This window comes from Streptomyces sp. 5-10, from assembly GCF_014712245.1.
GTDB classification, from domain to species: domain Bacteria; phylum Actinomycetota; class Actinomycetes; order Streptomycetales; family Streptomycetaceae; genus Streptomyces; species Streptomyces violaceusniger.
Genome location: NZ_JACVYG010000048.1, coordinates 13,836 through 34,354, shown reverse-complemented (window position 1 = coordinate 34,354; position 20,519 = coordinate 13,836). Strand labels below are relative to the sequence as shown.

The 20,519-nt window shown below is 70.6% G+C and carries 15 protein-coding genes and 1 pseudogene; 7 read left to right on the top strand and 9 right to left on the bottom strand.

The window, feature by feature from the left end; all coding sequences use genetic code 11:
* The first annotated feature begins 112 nt into the window (after window positions 1-112).
* Complete coding sequence (locus tag IEJ02_RS37120) at window positions 113-2,515, top strand: MMPL family transporter (RefSeq protein ID WP_191068817.1); 2,403 nt, start codon at window positions 113-115, stop codon at window positions 2,513-2,515.
* Between the two features lie 214 nt (window positions 2,516-2,729).
* Here the strand turns inward: IEJ02_RS37120 and IEJ02_RS37115 are convergent, their stop codons facing one another.
* The 6 genes from IEJ02_RS37115 to IEJ02_RS37090 all read right to left on the bottom strand — a co-directional run bounded on the left by IEJ02_RS37115 (window position 2,730) and on the right by IEJ02_RS37090 (window position 8,389).
* The gene (locus IEJ02_RS37115) at window positions 2,730-2,942 is read right to left on the bottom strand and encodes a helix-turn-helix transcriptional regulator (protein WP_191068816.1); all 213 of its coding nucleotides are present in this window, start codon (window positions 2,940-2,942) and stop codon (window positions 2,730-2,732) included.
* 274 nt (window positions 2,943-3,216) lie between these two features.
* Complete coding sequence (locus IEJ02_RS37110; protein ID WP_191068815.1) at window positions 3,217-4,236, bottom strand: Gfo/Idh/MocA family protein; 1,020 nt, start codon at window positions 4,234-4,236, stop codon at window positions 3,217-3,219.
* 121 nt (window positions 4,237-4,357) lie between these two features.
* Window positions 4,358-5,278: a sugar phosphate isomerase/epimerase family protein gene (locus tag IEJ02_RS37105; RefSeq protein WP_191068814.1), complete on the bottom strand. Its 921-nt coding sequence runs from the start codon at window positions 5,276-5,278 to the stop codon at window positions 4,358-4,360.
* A 141-nt stretch (window positions 5,279-5,419) separates the two neighbouring features.
* On the bottom strand, window positions 5,420-6,295 hold the full coding sequence (locus IEJ02_RS37100) for an ATP-binding cassette domain-containing protein (RefSeq protein WP_191068813.1): 876 nt from the start codon (window positions 6,293-6,295) through the stop codon (window positions 5,420-5,422).
* 5 nt (window positions 6,296-6,300) lie between these two features.
* A complete protein-coding gene (locus IEJ02_RS37095; protein ID WP_191068812.1) occupies window positions 6,301-7,371 on the bottom strand; it encodes an ABC transporter permease in 1,071 nt (356 codons plus the stop codon).
* A 7-nt stretch (window positions 7,372-7,378) separates the two neighbouring features.
* On the bottom strand, window positions 7,379-8,389 hold the full coding sequence (locus IEJ02_RS37090) for a sugar ABC transporter substrate-binding protein (protein ID WP_191068811.1): 1,011 nt from the start codon (window positions 8,387-8,389) through the stop codon (window positions 7,379-7,381).
* Between the two features lie 281 nt (window positions 8,390-8,670).
* Between IEJ02_RS37090 and iolC the strand changes: the two genes are divergently transcribed.
* From iolC to IEJ02_RS37065, 5 genes are all read left to right on the top strand, one after another.
* Window positions 8,671-9,618: a 5-dehydro-2-deoxygluconokinase gene (gene iolC / locus IEJ02_RS37085; protein WP_191068810.1), complete on the top strand. Its 948-nt coding sequence runs from the start codon at window positions 8,671-8,673 to the stop codon at window positions 9,616-9,618.
* A gap of 87 nt (window positions 9,619-9,705) precedes the next feature.
* Entirely contained in the window at window positions 9,706-10,593 is an 888-nt protein-coding gene (locus IEJ02_RS37080; RefSeq protein ID WP_137978020.1) for a Cgl0159 family (beta/alpha)8-fold protein, read from the top strand.
* Between the two features lie 29 nt (window positions 10,594-10,622).
* The gene (gene iolB, locus IEJ02_RS37075; protein WP_191068809.1) at window positions 10,623-11,531 is read left to right on the top strand and encodes a 5-deoxy-glucuronate isomerase; all 909 of its coding nucleotides are present in this window, start codon (window positions 10,623-10,625) and stop codon (window positions 11,529-11,531) included.
* Window positions 11,528-13,414, top strand: coding sequence for a 3D-(3,5/4)-trihydroxycyclohexane-1,2-dione acylhydrolase (decyclizing) (gene iolD / locus IEJ02_RS37070; RefSeq protein WP_191068808.1), 1,887 nt, complete (start codon window positions 11,528-11,530; stop codon window positions 13,412-13,414). Before iolB ends, iolD begins: the two co-directional genes overlap by 4 nt.
* A 28-nt stretch (window positions 13,415-13,442) precedes the next feature.
* On the top strand, window positions 13,443-14,939 hold the full coding sequence (locus IEJ02_RS37065; protein WP_137978019.1) for a CoA-acylating methylmalonate-semialdehyde dehydrogenase: 1,497 nt from the start codon (window positions 13,443-13,445) through the stop codon (window positions 14,937-14,939).
* Between the two features lie 158 nt (window positions 14,940-15,097).
* Here the strand turns inward: IEJ02_RS37065 and IEJ02_RS37060 are convergent, their stop codons facing one another.
* The 3 genes from IEJ02_RS37060 to IEJ02_RS37050 all read right to left on the bottom strand — a co-directional run bounded on the left by IEJ02_RS37060 (window position 15,098) and on the right by IEJ02_RS37050 (window position 18,031).
* Window positions 15,098-15,604: a hypothetical protein gene (locus IEJ02_RS37060; protein WP_191068807.1), complete on the bottom strand. Its 507-nt coding sequence runs from the start codon at window positions 15,602-15,604 to the stop codon at window positions 15,098-15,100.
* A gap of 166 nt (window positions 15,605-15,770) precedes the next feature.
* Window positions 15,771-17,591, bottom strand: coding sequence for an alpha/beta hydrolase (locus tag IEJ02_RS37055; RefSeq protein WP_191068806.1), 1,821 nt, complete (start codon window positions 17,589-17,591; stop codon window positions 15,771-15,773).
* An 8-nt stretch (window positions 17,592-17,599) separates the two neighbouring features.
* Window positions 17,600-18,031, bottom strand: coding sequence for a hypothetical protein (locus tag IEJ02_RS37050; protein ID WP_191068805.1), 432 nt, complete (start codon window positions 18,029-18,031; stop codon window positions 17,600-17,602).
* Between the two features lie 252 nt (window positions 18,032-18,283).
* Between IEJ02_RS37050 and IEJ02_RS37045 the strand changes: the two are divergent.
* Window positions 18,284-20,398, top strand: a pseudogene (locus IEJ02_RS37045) (FUSC family protein).
* The last annotated feature ends 121 nt before the right edge of the window (window positions 20,399-20,519 follow it).

Below are 20,519 nucleotides of genomic sequence, written 5' to 3'. Positions count from 1 at the left end.
CTTGAGAAACGCGAGCGGTCGCTCGTGTTTGCCGTCCATGGTAATCAGCGACCCGTGCTGCCTACGGACATTTGGTGGCGGCATGGGGCACAGGTGAAGGGGACACCGCGCCATGACCGATGTCAACCGCCCACCCGAGGACCGGATCGGAGGGTGGACCCGCCTGGTCACGGCGCGTCCTCGGCTGTCCCTGCTGATCGCTCTGATCTTCACCGCGCTGGCCGTCGTAGCGGGGAGTGGGGTCGCCGACCGGATGGGAAGCGGCGGCTGGGAGGACCCGGCGTCCGAGTCCGCGTATGCCACCAAGGCGCTGGAGAAGCGCTTCCCCGCCTCCCAGCCCAATCTGGTCCTGCTCGTCGACAGCGGTAAGAAGACCGTGGACGATCCGGCCGTCGCCGCCGAGGCCCGGGCACTGGCCAAGAAGCTCTCCGGCGAGAGGGCGGTCACCGGGGTCACCTCGTACTGGGCCACCGGCGCGCCCTCGCTGCGGGCCCGTGACCGGGGCGAGGCGATCATCGCCGCGCGGATCCTGGGCGACGAGTCGGCCGCGGGCAAGGCACTGGAGCGCATAGCGCCCCACTACCGGGGCGCCCACGGCCCGGTCGAGGTGCGGGTCGGCGGGATGGTGGCCGTCCGCCATGAGCTGCAGTCCACCATCCAGGAGGATCTGCTGCGGGCCGAGATGATCGCCCTGCCCATCACCCTGGTGCTGCTCGTGATGGTCTTCGGCAGCGCCGTGGCCGCCCTGCTGCCGCTCGGCGTGGGCATCATCGCGATCCTCGGCACCGACGCGGTGCTGCGCGGGCTCACCGAGTTCACCGATGTCTCGGTCTTCGCGCAGAACCTGACCACCGCGCTCGGCCTCGGACTCGCCATCGACTACGCCCTGTTCATCGTGCGCCGCTTCCGCGAGGAGCTGGGCCGGGGCGCGGAGAAGCTGCCCGCCGTCGCGGCCACGCTGCGCACCGCCGGGCGCACCGTGCTCTTCTCGGCGCTGACCGTCGCCGCCTCGCTCGCCGCCATGCTCGTCTTCCCGCAGTACTTCCTGCGCTCCTTCGCCTACGCGGGGATCGCGGTGGTGCTGATCGCCGCCACCGCCGCCCTGGTGGTCCTGCCCGCGGCGCTCATCCTCCTGGGCGACCGGGTCAACGCACTGGACCTCACCCGGCTGCTGCGCCGCGGCCGCCCGGCCCGGGGCGGTGAGCCCGGAGCGGGCTGGGCGCGGCTCGCCCGGCTGGTGATGCGGCGCGCCCCGGTGTTCGCGCTGGCCACCGTCGCCGGTCTGGTCGCGCTGGGACTGCCGTTCCTGAGGGTGGAGCTCGGCACCGCGGACGACCGCCAGCTGCCGTCGAGCGCCGAGTCCCATGTGGTGCAGCAGCACATCCGGGAGGGGTTCCCCGGCGGCCCCGGGGGTGCGGTGGAGGTCCTCGCCGAGGGCGGCACCGGCACCAAGGCCCTCGCCGACTACAGCGCCAAGGTCTCCGCCCTGCCCCAGGTGCTGCGGGTGGACAGCCCGGCGGGCCGGTTCGCCGACGGGCGGCGGGTGGCCGAGCCGGGGCAGGCGGAGGCGGCGCGGCTGGCCGATGGCTCGGCGGAGATCACCGTGCAGCCCAAGGGCGAGGCCGTGGACGCCACCAGCCAGGACCTGGTGCGGACGATCCGCGCCCAGGAGCCGTCGTTCACCACCTCGGTGACCGGCACCGCCGCCGTCCTGGTGGACACCAAGGACTCCATAGCCGACCGGCTGCCCTGGGCCGCGGCCATCATCGTCGCCGTCACCCTGCTGCTGGTCTTCCTGCTCACCGGAAGCGTGCTGATACCGCTTCAGGCCGTGCTGCTCAACGCGCTCAGTCTGACCGCGATGTTCGGCGCGGTGGTGTGGGTCTTCCAGGACGGTCATCTGTCCGGTCCGCTCTCCTTCACCACCTCCGGCGATATCGAGACCACCCTGCCCGTCCTGATGTTCTGCGTCGCCTTCGGGCTCTCCATGGACTACGGGGTCTTCCTGCTCTCCCGGATCAAGGAGGAGTACGACCGCACCGGGGACCATCAGGCGGCGGTGGAGTTCGGGCTGCGGCGCACCGGCGGTCTGATCACGGCGGCGGCGCTGATCCTCGCCGTGGTGATGGTGGGCATCGGCACCTCGCGGGTCACCAACACCAAGATGCTGGGGCTGGGCATCGCCCTGGCCGTGCTGATGGACGCGATGGTGGTGCGCGGGCTGCTGGTGCCGGCGGTGATGAAGCTGACCGGCCGGGCCACCTGGTGGGCCCCGGGCCCGCTGCGCCGGCTGCACACCCGGTTCGGGCTGAGCGAGGGGGAGCCCACAGATGCCGCCATCGGCGGCGAGGCCGACGACCACCGGTGCGGCGGCAAGCGCGGCGGGCCTCACGGCGAGGGCGGGCCTCACGGCAAGGGCGGTCCTCACGGTGAGGACGGGGTTCACGGTGAGGACGGGGTTCGGGGAGAGGGGGAGAAGGCGCGGGACCGGGACCGGGTGAGCACGGGCCGCTGAGCAGGTCAGAGGAAGTCCGCTACGGTTCGGGCAGCGCCCCGAAGGGGCGCGGGGCCGTGTCGAGGTGCGGCTCCGCCGCGCGGCTGTGTCGATATGCGGCTCCGCCGCGTGGGACCAGCCATGACGGCGCCGCAGTCGGCCGACGACTCATCGCGACCCTTCCAGCGGAGCGCTTAGCGGCTCGCACGGACGTCGTGGCCGCACCGCTAGTCCTTCAGTCCTTGCCATCATCGCGCCGGGCGCGACGGTTGCCGGGTCTGCGGACCACCCAGGAGCGGATCGTATCCGCGTACCAATACGGCTTGCCGCCCTCCACATGATCGGGGGGCGGCAGCAGGCCGTGCTTGCGATAGGACCGTACGGTGTCGGTCTGCACACCGATATGTGCGGCGATCTCCTTGTACGACCACAGCCTCCGGTCGGTCATCTCTCATGCCCTTCCGCAGGGCGCCGCGGTCACGGCCCGGTGGGGCCGTCGGGGGAGCCACGGCGCGCCCGCTCAGTTCCATCAGCCTGTGCCCGGTCAACGACGCAGAGTGAAGGGCGGCCCGGGGCTGTTGAACACCTGTGACGGAGGCGTGTGGAGATGTGACCGCTGTGACGCACGAGTGACGCACCGGACGAGACCCGGTGGCCATGACCAGAGCGGGCCGGCCGTGGGGAGACGGCCGGCCCGCTGGGCGTCAGCTGGAGACGGGGCGTCAGCTGTAGAAGGCGGGGCGCTCGATCATCTCGACTGCCGTGCGCTGACCCGTGGCCTGGGCCCGGACCCCCGCCTCGCTGACGGCGGCCGCGGCATAGCCGTCCCAGGCGCTGGGGCCCTCGACCTCACCCCGCCGGGTGGCGTTGACCCAGCTCTGCACCTCGCGGTCGTACGCCTCCTCGAAGCGGGCCACGAAGTCGGGGGCGATCTCCCCGCCCCAGGTGCCGGGCCGGTTGACCAGCATCCCGTGGGCGTCGCCCACGCGGGCGGTGCCGCGCTCGCAGACCGCCTCCGCCTGCACCTGGTAGCCGAAGCCGCAGGTGGCGAAGATCTCCACATTGACGATCGCCCCGCCGGTGGTTTCGAAGACCACCAGCTGGGGGTCGCTGAGCGGTTCGGGCGACAGCGAGCTGGGAGTCGGCTTGAGCACGGTGATGGCGGCGATCTCCTGCTCCAGCAGCCAGCGCGACTGGTCCATCTCATGCACCACCGAGTCGGTGATCAGCATCTCGTTGGTGAAGTACGAGTGCACCGAGGCATTGCGGTGGCGGCAGTGCAGCAGCAGCGGGCGGCCCAGCTCGCCCCCGGCCAGCAGCGCCTTGAGCTTCATGAACTCGGTGTCGTAGCGCCGCATGAAGCCCACCTGCACCCGGCGGTGGCCCAGCCGCTGCTCGGCCTCCAGCACCCGCAGCGCGGACGCGGAGTCCGGGGTGAGCGGCTTCTCGCACAGCACCGGCAGATCGCGCTCGAACGCGCTGAGCAGCGCGGCCTCATGCGCGGGCCCCGGCGAGGCGATCAGCACCGCGTCCACGCCGGGCGCGGCCATCGCGGCGGCCGGGTCGGTGAACGCCTGACAGCCGTCGGCGGTGTCGGCGACCGCCTTGGCCCGCGCCTCGTCGATGTCGACCACGGCGGCCACCCGGGCGCCGCTGATCACATCGTTGATGCGGCGGACGTGGTCGGCGCCCATCTTGCCGGTCCCGATGACGGCGACCCCGAGCGTTCCCTGCTGGGTCATAGACTGCTCTCTCTTCTCTCTCTGCTCTCTGGACGGTTCGAAGGCCCGTGGGGCGAAGGCCCGTGGGACGAAAGCCCGGGTGGGCGAAGGCCCGTGGGGGGCGAAACGGAGGGGTGAGGGGTCAGGCGCCGCAGGAGCGCAGGAAGCGCCGGGTGCGCTCGGCGATGGGGAAGGGCTGGCCGGGCGGGCAGGGGTACATGTCCTGCTCCACGATGGCGAACAGGTCCACGTCCAGGTTCTGGGCCGCGGTCAGGACGGGGCCCAGCTCCGGAACGCCGTTCGGCGGTTCGCACATCACACCGCGCTGGACGGCGGGGCCGAACGGCACCCCGTTCTTGACCACATCGGCGAGGATCTCCGGGTCGACCTGCTTGAGGTGGAGATAGCCGATGCGCTCGCCGTAGGTCTCGATCAGCTTGACGCTGTCGCCGCCGCAGTAGGCGTAGTGGCCGGTGTCCAGACAGAGGTTGACCAGGTCCGCGTCGGTGGCGTCCAGGAAGCGGGCCACGTTCTCCTCGGTGTCGATATGGGTGTCGGCATGCGGGTGGACGACGATGTCGAGCCCGAAGCGCTCCCGCACCTCACGGCCGAGCCGCTCCATCCCGGTGGACAGATGGCGCCACTGTTCGGCGGTGAGCGTCGGGGGCTCGATCAGCTCGGCGGTCTTGTCGTCCCGCCAGAAGGAGGGGATGACCACGAGGTGCCCCGCGTTCATCGCCCGGGTCAGCTCGGCCACCTGGGAGACGTGCTCCCAGGTGGCGTCCCAGACCTCGGGGCCGCGGTGGAGCGAGGTGAAGACGGTGCCCGCGGAGACCGTGAGGCCGCGCCGGCCGGTCTCCTCGGTGAGCCGGGCCGGGTCCGTGGGCAGATAGCCGTACGGACCCAGCTCGATCCACTCGTAACCGGCCTCCGCGACCTCGTCGAGGAAGCGCTGCCAGGGAACCTGCTGATCGTCGTCGGGGAACCACACCCCCCACGAATCGGGGGCCGAGCCGACCCGGATGCGGTCCAGGGCGGGTGCGGGGGAGGCGTCGGCAGTCATGGCAGAGGGTCTCCTCGGTGTGCTGGGGTGCCCGCGTCGTGCTGTTTTGGGCAGCTTCACCGGCCGGGCGGGCGGCCGTCAAGACTTCGTCAGGACATTCGGACGTCTTGTCAGGGAAAGACGTCGGAAGAATGGCGTCCGTCAGGGGGAAGGTGCTGTCACCTCCTCCGGCAGCTCGTCCACATCGACCCCGCGGACCTGGGCCAGCTCATGCTTGAGCGCGGCCAGTTCGGCACCGCCGGCCATGTGGTTGGTGAGCTCTTCGAGGCTGACGTCCTCGCGCGCCGCGTTCAGCTCCAGGGCGCCGAGCCGGAGCACCGCGAAGTGGTCGCCGACCATATAGGCGTGGTGGGGGTTGTGGGTGATGAAGATGACGCCGAGCCCGCGCTCGCGCGCCGCCGCGATGTACTTGAGCACCACACCGGACTGCTTGACGCCGAGCGCCGCCGTCGGCTCGTCCAGGATCAGCACCCGGGCGCCGAAGTGGACCGCCCGGGCGATGGCCACGGACTGCCGCTGGCCGCCGGAGAGGGTGCCGATGGGCTGCTCCAGGTTGTCGAGGTGGATGCCCATGGCGGACAGCTCCTCGCCGGTGATCCGCTTCATCCGCTGGATGTCCAGCCGCCGCACCGGCCAGGGGCCGCGGGTCAGCTCGGAGCCGAGGAAGAAGTTCCGCCACACCGGCATCAGCGGCACGGTGGCCAGGTCCTGGTAGACGGTGGCGATGCCCAGGTTCAGGGCGTCGCGCGGGGTGTTCAGCCGCACCGGCTTCCCGTCCACGAGGTATTCGCCCGCGTCGTGCTGGTGCAGCCCCGAGATGATCTTGATCAGGGTGGACTTGCCCGCGCCGTTGTCGCCGAGCACGCAGGTCACCCGGCCTGGCCGGACGGCCAGGTCGATGCCCTCCAGGGCGCGGATGTTCCCGTAGAGCTTGCCCACGCCCCGCAGCCGGACCACCGGCTCCCCGTCCGGCGTGGGGACCTGCGCCGCGCTGTCCTTGGTGACGTTCGTCGCCATTCCGATCACCTCCTGGCGGCCTGACGGCGCACCCACAGATTGACGAGGGTCGCGAGCAGCAGCATCACGCCGACGAAGAACTTGAACCAGTCGGGGTTCCAGTTGGCGTAGACGATGCCCTGGTTGACCATGCCGAAGATGAAGGCGCCGAGGACCGCGCCGATCGCGGAGCCATAGCCGCCGGTGAGCAGGCAGCCGCCGATCACGGCCGCGATGATGTAGTAGAACTCGTTGCCCACGCCCTCGCCGGCCTGCACGGTGTTGTACTCGAAGAGCAGATGCATGCCCACGAACCAGGCCGCGAAGCCCACCGTCATGAAGAGGGCGACCTTCGTGAGGTTCACCGGGACGCCCACGGCCCGGGCGCTCTCCTTCGAGCCACCGGCCGCGAAGATCCAGTTGCCGAACGTGGTGCGCAGCAGCACCCAGGTGGCGATGGCCGCGAAGATCAGCCACCACAGCACGGTGATCTTCACATCGACGCCGAAGACGTCGATCTCGGAGGCGAAGAGCGACTTGGCCTGGTCGAAGCCGTCCATGTCGCTGATGGAGTCGGTGCCGACATTGCCGGTCAGCAGCTTGGTGATGGCCAGGTTGGCGCCCTGGAGCATCAGGAAGCTGGCGAGGCTGACCAGGAAGCTGGGCAGCCCGGTCCTGATCAGCAGCAGTCCGTTGATCAGTCCCACGGTGAGCGAGACCAGCAGGGCGACGATCACGCCCACCCAGACATTGGTGGTGAGCTGGAAGCTGAACATGCTGGCGGTCAGCGCCGAGGTGGTGACCGCGACACCGGCCGACAGGTCGAACTCGCCGCCGATCATCAGCAGGGAGACGGCGAGCGCCATGATGCCCATGGTGGACGCCTGGTAGAGGACGGTGGCGAAGGAGTCGGCCTGCCGGAAGGTGGGGGCCACGGCGAAGAAGAAGAGATAGACGCCGACGGCCGCGACCAGCGCCCCGATCTCGGGCCGGGCCAGCGCCCGCCGGGCCAGCGAGCGCTCGGCGGCGCGGCTCTTCGGCGGGACCGCGGGGGAGACGGGCGGGGTGGCGGCCGCCGGGGTGGCGGTATGGGTCATGGCCGGCTCACCGCGTTCCCTTCTTGGCGAACGTGGCGATGGTGTCCACGTTGTCCTTGGTGACGAACGCGGGCCCGGTCAGCACGGGCTGCTCGCCGCCGCCGCTGAAGTTGCCGTTGTTCTTGTAGAGCCACAGGGAGTCGATGGACAGATAGCCCTGGAGGTACGGCTGCTGGTCGACGGCGAACTGGACGTCGCCGCTCTGCACGGCCGAGACCAGGTCCTTGTTGAGGTCGAAGGTGGCGACCTTGGCCTTGTCGCCCGCGTCCTTCGCGGACTGCACGGCGGTCAGGGCGAACGGCGCGCCCAGGGTGACGACGTAGTCGATGCTGGAATCCTGCTTGAGCTTCGCGGCGATCGTCGACTTGACCGACGGCATGTCGGTTCCGTTGACGTAGAGGATGTCGGTCTTGCCCTTGAAGGTCTTCTTCACGCCCGCGCAGCGGGCCTCGAGGGCGACATGGCCCTGCTCCTGGATCACACAGATGTCGTGCTTGGCGCCGACCTCGTTGAGGTGCTTGCCGAAGGCCTGGCCCGCGATGTTCTCGTCCTGGCCGAAGTACTCCAGCAGACCCATGTCCTTCCACTGGTCGAGTCCGGCGTTGAAGGCGACGACCGGGATCCCGGCCTTCTTCGCCTTGGCTATCGCGCCCTTCATGGCGTCGGGCTTGGCGAGGGTGACGGCGATGCCGTCGACCTTCTGGTTGATCGCGTTCTGGATCAGGTTGGCCTGGTCGGCTCCGTTGGGGTTGCTGGAGTAGACGAGGTCGACGTTGTCCTTGGCCGCCGCGGTCTTGGCGCCCTTGCGCACCGTGTCCCAGAAGGTGTCGCCCGGGGCCGCGTGGGTGATCATCGCGATCCTCATGCGCGGGGTGTCGGCCTTCCCGGCCGCGAGGCCGGCGTCGGCTTCCTGGGCCTTCTTGCCACCCTGACTGCTGCAGCCCGCCGCCAGGAGGGCGGCTGCGGTGGCGAGTGCGGCGAGGCCCGCTCTGCGGTGTCGATTGAGTCTGAGGTCCATCCGTTCCAGCACCTCTCAAGCCAGGTCCGTCGAATGTGCACGGCCGTTGCAGAACGGGAGCCTCTCCCCGTGGGTGGCCACTGTCAAGACTTTGTCATGACAACATTTCATCTGGACGTAACGAGCCGATAACGCGTCCAGCGGATCCGAATGGTTACGTCCATATGTAAGGACAAAGTCTTGACAGTGGGCGGGGCACACGTCTAGACCTGAAGGGCCGGGGTGGATCCCGGAGTTCTGAGCACCAGACCCTGAGCTGCGTCTTTCCCGAAGGGGCAGGCATGAGTGAGCCGTACGACCTGATCACGATGGGCCGCATCGGAGTGGACCTGTATCCACTGCAGACCGGTGTGCCACTGCCGCAGGTCGAATCGTTCGGAAAGTTCCTTGGCGGCTCGGCGACCAATGTCGCGGTCTCCGCGGCCCGCTTCGGCCGTCGCTCCGCGGTGATCAGCCGCACCGGGGCGGATCCGTTCGGCGACTACATCCACCAGGAGCTGCGGGCCTTCGGGGTGGACGACCGCTTCGTCACCCCGGTCGAGGAGTACCCCACCCCGATCACCTTCTGCGAGATCTTCCCGCCGGACGACTTCCCGCTGTACTTCTACCGCCGCCCCAAGGCACCCGATCTGGAGATCCACTCCGCTGAGCTGGACCTCGACGCCATCCGCGCCGCCCGGATCTTCTGGATGACCGGCACCGGGCTCAGCGAGGAGCCCAGCCGCACCAGCACCCTCGCCGCGCTCGCCGCCCGCGCCAAGAGCGGCACCACCGTCTTCGACCTCGACTGGCGGCCGATGTTCTGGGCCGACCCGGAGACCGCCCGCCCCTTCTACGCCGAGGCGCTGCGCCATGCGACCGTCGCCGTCGGCAATGTGGACGAGTGCGAGATCGCCACGGGCGCGCGCGAGCCCAAGGCGTGCGCGCAGGCGCTGCTGGACGCGGGCGTGGAGATCGCCATCGTCAAACAGGGCCCGCGCGGGGTGCTCGCCGTGCACCGCGACGGCACCACCGCGGAGGTCCCGCCGGTCCCGGTCGAGGTGGTCAACGGGCTCGGCGCGGGCGACGCGTTCGGCGGCGCCCTGTGCCACGGGCTGCTCTCGGCCTGGCCCCTGGAGCGCGTCATGCGGTACGCCAACGCGGCGGGCGCCATCGTCGCGTCCCGCCTCGCCTGCTCCTCCGCGATGCCCACGGAAGCGGAGGTCGAGGCTCTGCTGGCGGGGTTCTGACCCCGGGCGCCAGGCCCTCCCCTCGTCCGGTCATGCGGTCCCCGCGCTCCGTGTGCCCTTCATGAATCGCGAATGCGAGGAAGTACTTTGAGTATCAGCGTTTCCGACCTCGTGACGGTGCGGAGCCGCCACCCGGAGGCCATCGCCGAGGCGGCCGCCCGCCGGGTCCGCCGCCCCCTCATCGGTGACAGCGGCCGTCTGATGATCGTGGCCGCCGATCACCCGGCGCGCGGCGCCCTCGCCGTCGGCGGCCACAAGCTGGCCATGGCCAACCGGGTCGAGCTGCTGGAGCGGCTGTGCGTGGCACTGTCCCGGCCCGGGGTCGACGGGGTGCTCGCCACCGCCGACATCCTCGAGGACCTGCTGCTGCTCGGCGCCCTCGACGGCAAGGTCGTCATGGGCTCGATGAACCGCGGCGGCCTCGCCGGGGCCTCGTTCGAGCTCGACGACCGCTTCACCGGACACCGCCCCCAGGACATCGAGCGCCTCCGCTTCGACGCCGGCAAGCTGCTGCTGCGCATCGACTACGAGGACGCCGGTTCGCTGACCACCATGGCCACCACGGCCCGCGCCATCGACGACATGGCGGAGCGGCGGCTGCCCGTCTTCGTCGAGCCGTTCATCTCCCGGCGGACGGGCGGAAAGGTCGTCAACGACCTGTCCGCCGAGGCCGTCACCAAGTCCATAGCCATCGCCTCCGGCCTCGCCGGAACCTCCGCCTACACCTGGCTGAAGGTGCCGGTCACCGACGACGCCGACGAGATGGCGGCGGTGATGGAGACGAGCACCCTTCCGGCGGTGTTGCTCGGCGGCGACGTGGGCAAGTCTCCGCAGGACCAGGAGGAGGCGTACGAGAAGTGGCGCAAGGCGCTGGGCCTGCCCACCGTGCAGGGGCTGGTCGTCGGCCGCTCCTTGCTCTATCCGGCGGAGGGCAGTGTCGAGACCGCCGTGGACACCGCCGTCGGCCTGCTGTGACGCTGGAAGAAAGGCAGAGACTTCACGCCATGACCACCACCACCGATCCGTTCCCCGGCTTCCACGTACCGGCCGGCAAGGCGGCCGACGGCCCCTACGCCGTGGACATCGACCCCGAGCGGGCCGGCTGGGGCCACTCCAGCCTGCGGGTCCTCGATCTGCCGCCCGGCGGTTCGCACTCGCTGGCCACCGGGGACAGCGAGTGGATCGTGCTGCCGCTGAGCGGCGGCTGCACCGTGATCGCCGAGGGCGAGACCTTCGAACTGCACGGCCGGGAGAGCGTGTTCAGCGGGGTGAGCGACTTCGTCTATCTGCCGCGCGACTCCCACGCCCAGATCGCCAGCGGCGCGGGCGGCCGCTTCGCGCTCACCGGCGCCCGCTGCGAGCGCCGGCTGCCCGCACGCTACGGGCCGGCCTCCGCCGTCCCCGTCGAGCTGCGCGGCAGTGGCAACTGCTCGCGCCAGGTGAACAACTTCGGCGCCGCAGGCGTCTTCGAATGCGACAAGCTGATCGCCGTCGAGGTGCTCACCCCGGGCGGCAACTGGTCCTCGTACCCGCCGCACAAGCACGACCAGTGCCGCCCCGGCGAGGAGAGCGAGCTGGAGGAGATCTACTACTTCGAGATCGCCGAGGCCCACGGCAACGAGGGCATCGGCTACCAGCGGGTCTCCCCGTCCGGCCACGGCCGCGGCACCGATGTGCTCGCCGAGGTCCGCTCCGGTGACACCGTCCTGATCCCCGACGGCTGGCACGGCCCCTCCATCGCCGCCCCCGGGCATGACATGTACTACCTGAACGTCATGGCGGGCCCGGAGGCGGAGCGCGCCTGGCTCATCTGCGACCACCCCGACCACGCCTGGATCCGCGCCACCTGGCCGGACCAGCCCGTCGACCCCCGTCTGCCCCTCTATCAAGCACCCGCTGGAGACCCACGATGAACGGTTCGGCAGTGCGCCGCCTCACCGTCGCCCAGGCGCTGGTGGAGTTCCTGGCCCACCAGTACACCGAGCGTGACGGGCAACGGCATCGTCTGATCAACGCCACCTGGGGGATCTTCGGCCATGGCAATGTGGCCGGGCTCGGCCAGGCGCTGCTGGAGTCCGGGCCGGACACCATGCCGTACCTCCAGGGCCGTAACGAGCAGGCGATGGTGCACGCAGCGGTCGGCTACGCCCGGCAGAACAACCGGCTCGCCGCCCAGGCCGTCACCACCTCCATCGGCCCCGGCGCCACCAACCTCGTGACCGGTGCCGCGCTCGCCACCGTCAACCGGCTGCCGGTGCTGCTGCTGCCCGGCGACACCTTCGCCACCCGGCCCGCCGACCCGGTGCTCCAGCAGCTCGAAGTGGGCTACGCGGGCGACATCTCGGTGAACGACGCGCTGCGCCCGGTCTCCCGCTACTTCGACCGGGTGGCGCGCCCCGAGGCGCTGATCCCGGCCGCGCTGCAGGCCATGCGGGTGCTGGCGGACCCGGCCGAGACCGGCGCCGTCACCCTGGCCCTGCCGCAGGACGTCCAGGCCGAGGCGTTCGACTGGCCCGAGGAGTTCTTCGCCGACCGGGTCTGGCACGTCCGCCGCCCCGCCCCCGAGGCCGCCGAGGTGGCCGCCGCCGCGCGGACCATCCGCGCCGCCCGCCGGCCGCTGATCGTCGCGGGCGGCGGGGTCCACCACAGCGAGGCCGAGCAGGCACTGCGCGCCCTCGTGGACGCGACCGGCATCCCGGTGGCCTCCACCCAGGCGGGCAAGGGCTCGCTGCGCTACGACCACCCCGCCGACATCGGCGGGATCGGCCACACCGGCACCGCCGTCGCCGACGACCTGGCCCGCACCGCCGACCTGGTCATCGGCGTGGGCACCCGCTACAGCGACTTCACCACCGCCTCCGCGACCCTCTTCGCGGACCCGGCGGTCCGCTTCCTCAACCTCAACATCACGCCGTTCGACGCCCACAAGCTCGGCGCCACCACCGTGGTCGCCGACGCCCGCGCGGCGCTCGAAGCGCTCACCGCCGAGCTGGCGGGCCACCGCGTGGACGAGACGTACGAGGCCGAGTACCGCCAGGGGAAGACCGCGTGGGAGCGCCGGGTGGACGCCGCGTACGCCGCCGAGGACGAGACCGCGCGCCCGTCCCAGACCCAGGTGCTGGGCGCGCTGGACGCGGTCGTCGGCGACGACGACGTGGTGATCAACGCCGCGGGGTCGCTGCCGGGCGACCTCCACAAGCTGTGGCGCGCCCGCTCCCCGCGCCAGTACCACCTCGAATACGGCTACTCCTGCATGGGGTACGAGATCCCCGGCGCCATCGGCGTACGGCTCGCGGCGCCCGGCACCCCGGTCTGGGCGCTGGTCGGGGACGGTACGTATCTGATGATGCCCACCGAGATCGTCACCGCGGTCCAGGAGGGCGTCAACATCAACATCGTGCTGTTCCAGAACCACGGCTACGCCTCGATCGGCGGTCTGTCGGAGACCACCGGCGCCGAGCGCTTCGGCACCGCCTACCGCTTCCGGGCGGCCGACGGGCAGTACACCGGCGATCCGCTCCCGGTCGACCTGGCCGCCAACGCCGCCTCGCTGGGCATGGACGTGCTGCGCGCGAAGACCGTGCGCGAGCTGCGGGATGCGCTTGCCGAGGCCCGCGCCTCGGACCGGCCCACATGTGTCTATGTGGAGACCGAAACGGCCGACACAGTGTCCGGCGCACCCGAGGCACAGGCGTGGTGGGATGTGCCTGTCGCCCAGACCGCGACCCGTCCGGCCGCCGTGAAGGCCCGCGAGGACTACGACCGGCAGGCCGCCGCACGCCGCCGCCACCTCTGACGTTTTTCGAGAGAAAGGCTCCGCACCCATGAAGACCGTCAACCACTGGATCGGCGGAAAGACCGTCGAGGGCGCGACCGGCGCGTACGGGCCGGTCTACAACCCCGCCACCGGCGCCCAGGACACCCAGGTCGCCCTGGCCTCCGTGGACGAGGTCGACGCGGCCGTGGCCGCGGCCAAGGAGGCGTACCGCTCCTGGAGCACGGTGTCCCTGTCCAAGCGCGGCGCGATCCTCTTCAAGTACCGCGAACTGCTGGACGCCCACCGCGACGAGATCGCCGAGCTGATCACCGCCGAGCACGGCAAGGTCCACTCGGACGCGCTCGGCGAGGTGGCCCGCGGCCTGGAGATCGTGGAGCTGGCCTGCGGGATCGCCGAGAAGCTGAAGGGCGAGCTGTCCACCCAGGTCTCCACCGGGGTCGACGTCTCCTCGATCCGCCAGCCGCTGGGTGTGGTCGCGGGCATCACGCCGTTCAACTTCCCGGCGATGGTGCCGCTGTGGATGTTCCCGGTGGCCATCGCCTGCGGCAACACCTTCGTCCTCAAGCCCAGCGAGAAGGACCCCTCGGCCTCCCACCGGCTGGCCGAGCTGGCCGCCGAGGCGGGGCTGCCGGACGGGGTGCTCAACGTGGTCAACGGCGACAAGGTGGCCGTCGACCGGCTGCTGGAGCACCCGGACGTGGCGGCCGTCAGCTTCGTGGGCTCCACCCCGATCGCGAAGTACATCCAGTCCAAGGCCGTCGAGCACGGCAAGCGGGTGCAGGCGCTCGGCGGCGCCAAGAACCACATGCTGGTGCTGCCCGACGCCGATCTGGACTTCGCGGCGGACAACGCCATCAACGCGGCCTACGGCTCGGCCGGTGAGCGCTGCATGGCGGTCTCCGTCGTGGTCGCCGTCGGCGCCGCGGGCGACGAGCTGGTGAAGAAGATCGCCGACCGGGCCGCCCGCCTGCGGATCGGCCCCGGGAACGACCCGGCCTCCGAGATGGGCCCGCTCATCACCAAGGAGCACCGCGACAAGGTCGCCTCCTATGTGCACGGGGCCGCGGCCCAGGGCGCCGAGGTGGTCGTGGACGGCACGGGGTACACCGTGGAGGGCCATGAGAACGGCTTCTTCATCGGCGTCTCGCTGCTGGACAGGGTTCCGCCGACGGCCGACGCCTACCGTGACGAGATCTTCGGCCCGGTGCTGTGCGTGGTGCGCGCCGAGACCTACGACGAGGCCATCGCGCTGATCAATGGCTCGCAGTGGGGCAACGGCACGGCCATCTTCACCCGCGACGGCGGCGCCGCCCGCCGCTTCCAGCTGGAGGTGGAGGCGGGCATGGTCGGCGTCAACGTGCCGATCCCGGTGCCGGTGGGCTACCACTCCTTCGGCGGCTGGAAGGACTCGCTCTTCGGCGACCACCACATCTACGGCAACGACGGGGTGCACTTCTACACCCGCGGCAAGGTCGTCACCACCCGCTGGCCGGAGCCGTCGGAGGAGGTCGGCATCAACCTCGGCTTCCCGAAGAACCACTGAGGCGTATGTGACGTGTGATTCGCACGCTGGGGAGTGGTCGCCCCGCCCCCTGCCGGACCCGGTCCGGCAGGGGGTTTCGCCGTCCTCGACGGCAGCCGACCGCTCCACCTCCCCGACGCGGACCGCGAGCCCGGGGGCCGACTCCTCCAGGGCGCAGGCTAGGAGTGCTCGATCGTCTTTCCCGCAGGGACTTGGTAGCAGCCTGAGGTGACTTCGATGCCGATGCTTGGGGTCTCACGCTTGCTGTACCCGACGATCCAGACACTCATCTTCTTGGAGTCGTTGTCGGCGACGATATTGAGATTCTTGTTCGCACTGTTGTCGCGGTAAGAGCTCTTGATCACCCAATCGCCCGTACCGAGTTTCTCCTTGAGGTTCTTCATGGCGACGTCGTTGTCCGCGCCGGACTTGGGCTTGAAGTTCCACGGGTGGTAGACCTGGAAGTACTTGTCCGGGTCCTTGCCAGAACACGCCTTGACACCGGGCCCGGGTTGGGATGCTGTACCGGGCACGCCGATGAAGTCGTAGATCTGGCTGGAGACCGCTTTCACTGCGGCAACCGCCTCGTCGGTGCTGGCCGTGCCCGCGTGGGGAATCCCTGAGGCCGAGTCGCCCGACTCGCTGGTATTGGTGGCGGGAGATTCCGAGGTGTCGTCGTTGGTCATGCCGCATCCACTGAGAAGAAGGCCGGTCAATACGAGAGGGAACACGGCACTGCCCGGGCGACGCCGATGAGAGGTGGGGAGCGGTGCGCGGAGCATGCGAGTCCTTGGTGTTGTTCGGCAGGTCGATGGTGGGCCGGTGGGTGTTTGCGCGCCTGGGTGGGATGCGTTACCGGGGAGCGGTGACGTCGCCGTACTCGCCGACCACGACCAACGCTTGGTTCTTCAGCGCAGTCGTGCCCTTGTTCCAGTACTCACTGTGGCCTTCCGCTCCCGTGGTCGCTTGGGGGCCGGTGCCCTCGGCGTGCGTGTTCATCTGGTGCGCGCCGAAGGCATCGTCGCTGGGGATGAGGAATACGCCGCCGCCCATCTTCCACTGACTGCCGCCGTGACCCCAGCGGCCGATGTCCGGGACCTTGTCCCCGTCCGCTTCCTCGTTCCACACGTGCCCCTTCGGAACGTCCATCTCACTGGCCGAACCTACCTTTACCCCCGGGCTCCCGGCGAAGACCACATCATCCGCGTTGAGGTCGCCTGTCTGGGCCGCTGCCCCGATGAGGGTGGTGCCGTAGGAGTGCCCGATGGCCGTGCGGTGCGGCTCGCCGGAACCACTGTACGAGGCGTCGAGACCGTCCATGAACTTCCGATAGGCGGGCGCTCCGTCGTAGGCGTAGTGCTCGAATGGGGCATCTTTGACGATGCTCTGCGGGGCGTCGTAGCCGAGCCAGGTGATGGTCGACACGGAGGCATTCGGTGTCGCCTGCTGTGTCTGGCGCCACAGCTCGGTCATCCGGTCGACGTTGCCGCCGATACTGCCCAGGTTCGACGTCGTGCCGGGCACGTACACGGCCTGGTGACGAGCGGTGTCCGGGTTGCCGTTGGCCACGATGGCCCGGCCGTTGCCCTCCGGACTGAAGCCGAGTAGATACGCCTCGGGTAAGCCGCCCTTGCCGGTCTGGTCGAACCGGGTCTGGATGGCGTTCATGCCCTTGAGGGATGACTCCAGGTGCCGGTACTGGTCGCCGTACTTCCTGTCCCACTCCATCCACTCGTCGGTGTGCACCTTGGAGGGGAACATGCCTGCGGTGATCCACGTCCACTCGTTCGCGGGCGGCTTGGGGATCCCGTTCAGCTCCGTCTGGTACTGGCCCCGCTTCTCGTCGAGGACGATACGGTTGGCCTCGTCCCGAGCCGTGGCGGGCAGGCCATCGAGCCCGCCGACGGTGTTCGGCTGGAGCGCGGTCCAGGCCGCCTGCTGTTCGGGGTCGAGCCCCTTCCACCAGTCCGCGTTGGCCTTCGGGCTGCCGTGCTTCGGGGGCTGCGGCAGGGAGTCCAGATAGTCCTGGCCCGCCCTGCGGACGCCCGCCGTGTCCTTCCCCGCGTCCGCCCAGTCCTCGGCGGACACGACCAGGTCGTCGTCCGCCTTGAGCTTGCGCAGCTGCGGCGCCCACTTCTGGTCCGCGTCCGTGGCCTCCTTCAGGGCCTCCGCGATGCGGTTGGCGATGTCCTGGGCTATCGCGTAGTTCGGGTTCGGGTCGAAGTTGCCCGCCTGGCGCTGGACCGCCCGGACCTGCTCGGACAGGGTGCCGCTGGCCGAACCGGGCTGCGGCGGGGAACCGCCCGGGTTCTCACCGGCCGCCGGATAGGCCACCGAGCCATCGGCGCCCACCGTGAACTTGTGCTCAGCGGCCTCCGCCAGCGCCCGCTTCAGCTTGTCCTGCGCCGGGCGCATGTCCGCCGCGAAGGCGTTCAGGGCTGTGCCGATCAGGCCGCACTCTACCTGCACGTAATGGAAGTCCTTCGCCACCTCGCGCAGCTGGACGACCGCGGCATCGACCGCCTCACCCTTCAGCGCCTTCCGCATCTGGACGGTGATCCGCTGCTCCAGCGCGTCCTTCGCCTGGCTCCCCATGTCGCTGACCGAGCGGTAGCCGGTCGCCGCTTCCTCGAACTCGTGCAGCTTGAGCGTCTTCAGCGCCTCGATGTCCATGGCTCAGGTCACTTTCCCTCGCCGCCGACGGCCGGGGTGTCGCGGTACTGCTTTCCCATCTCCACGAAAAGGCCCTTGACGTTCTCGTCGGTGAGGAGCAGGTCCTTGCCCGCCCGCTCCAGGTTGCCCTGCAGCGTGGTGCATCGCCCGGACAGCTTGTCCAGGTACGTCTTCCAGCTCTGGTAGACCTCGGACTGCGCCGCCGCGGTCTCCACCCCTCCGTCGGTGGCGAGACCGTGCTGGCCGGTCTCGAGGGAGGTCAGCACCTTCTTCGTGTTGCTGCAAAGGCCCCCGACGGCGCTGCCCGCCGCCGTCCACGCGGTCTTGCTGGACTTCACGCCTCCCTCGGCGCCGCCGTCCCCGGCGCTCGCCAGCCGCATCCCGGGCCCGCCTGCGGCGCCGTCCTTGAGGCGCGCCCATTCCTCCTCGAACGAACCCATCTTCCCCCTCCACTACGGCTGAGCCGTGCATCACCCTTATCAGCTGCTGCCAGGCTAGAGGGAACAATACGGCGGCTCATGAGTACACGTCCTCACAAACCGGACCGCGTTTCCAGACGTCGGCTCGTCGTTAGGGCCAGCTCACGGCAGGTGAGGGGGCGATACGGAGGTGGTGGGGGATTTCCGGAGGCGACGTCCGGGGACCGGAACGGCAGGTTCAGTTCTCTCGGGGTCACCCCGTAGTCTCGCCGCATGACCTGGTCGCACGCGTTGAAGGAGACCGCCCGGACGGGCCTTGCGATCGAGCGCACCAGGACCGAGCCGCTGGTCGCGATCCGTGCCGCGTGCGGGGTGGCGCTCGTCGTCGGGACGGCGCTGTGGCTGGGCTCGCCGACGCTCGCCGTCTCGGCGGCCTTCGGTGCCTTCTCCGCCGGGATCGCCACCTTCCAGCGCAGTTGGCGCCCCCGGCCCTGGCTGGCGCTGGCCGCCGCGAGCGGTCTCGCGGTGAGCACCTTCCTCGGCTATCTGGCCGCCGCCCACACCCTCACCTTCGTCCTCATGCTCGCCGTGTGGACGCTGATGACGGGCATGTCGTGGGCGGTCGGCCCGGTCTCCGGGCTGGTCTCCACCCAGATGGTGGCCGTCATGCTGATCACGGTGACCCTGCCGACCTCGGTCATGGGCGCCCTGGGGCACGCCCTGCTGGTCGGGCTCGGCGGCGTGGTGCAGGCCGCGCTGATCGTGCTCTTTCCGGTGCGGCCGTGGGGCGTACAGCGCGACGCCCTCGCCGACGCGCTCGCCGCCGTGGCGGACTACGCCCGCAGGCTGCGCCACGAGCCGGTGGCCGCCTTCGACCCCAAGCCGCTGATGGACGCCCGCGGCGCCGCCGCCATGACGCCCCGTCAGGCCCGGCGGCGCCCTCGGCAGCTGAGCGGCTACCGGCTGCTGGCCGAGCGGATCCGCCCGGTGCTCGCCTCGCTGGCCGACCCGGTGGTCGGCGCCCCCGAGGAGGGGCCCGAGCGCGACCGGGTGCGGGAACTGCTCGCCGCCACCGGCACCGTGCTGGACGCGGTGGCCCACGCCATCCGCCACGGCACACCGGTGCGGGTGCCCTCCGAGGCCATGGCCGTCCTGCGGATGCCGGAGGACGGGCCCAAGCTGACCGGCGCCGCCCGCCGCGCCGCGCTGCGGCTCTTCTCGCTGGTGGCGGACGTGGTGGAGGCGTCCGACGAGCCGGTGGAGGAGGTGTCCGCCGAAGGCCGGATGGTGCACCGCTTCCTGCCCCGCCCCGGTCTCGGGGCCACCGCCGCCATGGCGCTGCGCGCCGTCCGCCGCGAGACCCGCTGGTCCTCGCCGGTGCTGCGGCACGCGGTGCGCCTGTGCGTGGTCAGCGTCAGCGGCTATCTGCTGAGCACGACGCTGCCGCTGGGACACTCCTACTGGGCGCCGCTGACCTCCACGATGGTCCTGCGGCCGGACTTCGCCCAGACCTACTCCCGCGGTGTCGCCCGCTTCCTGGGCACCCTGGCCGGGGTGCTGGTCGGCGGCGGGGTGGTGGCGCTGGTCAACCCCGGCTCGTATCTGAGCGCCGGGCTGGCCGTGCTGTCCGTCCTGTCGATGTATCTGCTGCTGCGCACCGGCTTCATCGTGACCTCCGCGTGCGTGAGCGCGTACGTGGTCTTCCTGCTCGGCATCGCGGGCGAGGCATGGCACCAGACCGTGCAGGCGCGGGTAGCGCTGACGCTGCTCGGCGGGGTGCTGGCGATGGTCGCGTACGCGGTCTTCCCCGCCTGGGAGACACCGCGGCTGCGGGACCGGCTCGCGGACTGGCTGGCCGCCAACGGCGCCTTCGCCACCGCCGTCTTCGACGCCTACGCCCGCCCCGCCGAGCGCCGCCCCCGCCAGGTGCGGGACGCCCTGCTGGACGCCCGCGCGGCGCGGGCGGCCTGGGAGCAGAGCGAGACCCAGGCGCACCGGGAACCGGTGCGCCACCGCGGGCTGTCGCGGCCCGCGGCACGGGCGGCGTAGACGGCGCTGTCCATGATGGGCCGGGTCGCCATGCTGCTGGAGGCGCATCTGCCGGAGCGGGACGCGCCGCCATCGGCGGAGGCCGGGGAGTTCGCCGCGGCACTGCGGCAGGCGCTGCCGGAGGCGGTGCGGGCGGTACGGGAGCGGCGGCCGCTCAACTGGTCGCCGGTGCACCAGTCGTTGGAGCGGTGGCGGCAGCGGTCCGGGGACCGTCCGGGGGTGGCGCTGCGCGACGCGGAGCAACTCGTCGACGCCCTGGACGATTTGGCGGAGGCGCTCAACAAGAGCGCACGGCAGTCGCGCACGCCCCGTGACCCCAGTCAAGGAGAATCCCCCTAGACTAGGGGTGCCCCCTACATCATTGGGCGTGTTAATCATGAAGGGGCAGTGCTGTGCCGACGCGCCTTGGGCGCGTGCCCGGTACGCTCTGCCGTCTGTCCCCCACATTTTGCTTGACGAG

Bases quoted from the DNA above. Each gene is read 5' to 3' on its own strand.
- IEJ02_RS37120 (WP_191068817.1), top strand. From the start codon at position 113: ATGACCGATGTCAACCGCCCACCCGAGGACCGGATCGGAGGGTGGACC.
- IEJ02_RS37115 (WP_191068816.1), bottom strand. From the start codon at position 2,942: ATGACCGACCGGAGGCTGTGGTCGTACAAGGAGATCGCCGCACATATC.
- IEJ02_RS37110 (WP_191068815.1), bottom strand. From the start codon at position 4,236: ATGACCCAGCAGGGAACGCTCGGGGTCGCCGTCATCGGGACCGGCAAG.
- IEJ02_RS37105 (WP_191068814.1), bottom strand. From the start codon at position 5,278: ATGACTGCCGACGCCTCCCCCGCACCCGCCCTGGACCGCATCCGGGTC.
- IEJ02_RS37100 (WP_191068813.1), bottom strand. From the start codon at position 6,295: ATGGCGACGAACGTCACCAAGGACAGCGCGGCGCAGGTCCCCACGCCG.
- IEJ02_RS37095 (WP_191068812.1), bottom strand. From the start codon at position 7,371: ATGACCCATACCGCCACCCCGGCGGCCGCCACCCCGCCCGTCTCCCCC.
- IEJ02_RS37090 (WP_191068811.1), bottom strand. From the start codon at position 8,389: ATGGACCTCAGACTCAATCGACACCGCAGAGCGGGCCTCGCCGCACTC.
- iolC (WP_191068810.1), top strand. From the start codon at position 8,671: ATGAGTGAGCCGTACGACCTGATCACGATGGGCCGCATCGGAGTGGAC.
- iolB (WP_191068809.1), top strand. From the start codon at position 10,623: ATGACCACCACCACCGATCCGTTCCCCGGCTTCCACGTACCGGCCGGC.
- iolD (WP_191068808.1), top strand. From the start codon at position 11,528: ATGAACGGTTCGGCAGTGCGCCGCCTCACCGTCGCCCAGGCGCTGGTG.
- IEJ02_RS37065 (WP_137978019.1), top strand. From the start codon at position 13,443: ATGAAGACCGTCAACCACTGGATCGGCGGAAAGACCGTCGAGGGCGCG.
- IEJ02_RS37060 (WP_191068807.1), bottom strand. From the start codon at position 15,604: ATGACCAACGACGACACCTCGGAATCTCCCGCCACCAATACCAGCGAG.
- IEJ02_RS37055 (WP_191068806.1), bottom strand. From the start codon at position 17,591: ATGGACATCGAGGCGCTGAAGACGCTCAAGCTGCACGAGTTCGAGGAA.
- IEJ02_RS37050 (WP_191068805.1), bottom strand. From the start codon at position 18,031: ATGGGTTCGTTCGAGGAGGAATGGGCGCGCCTCAAGGACGGCGCCGCA.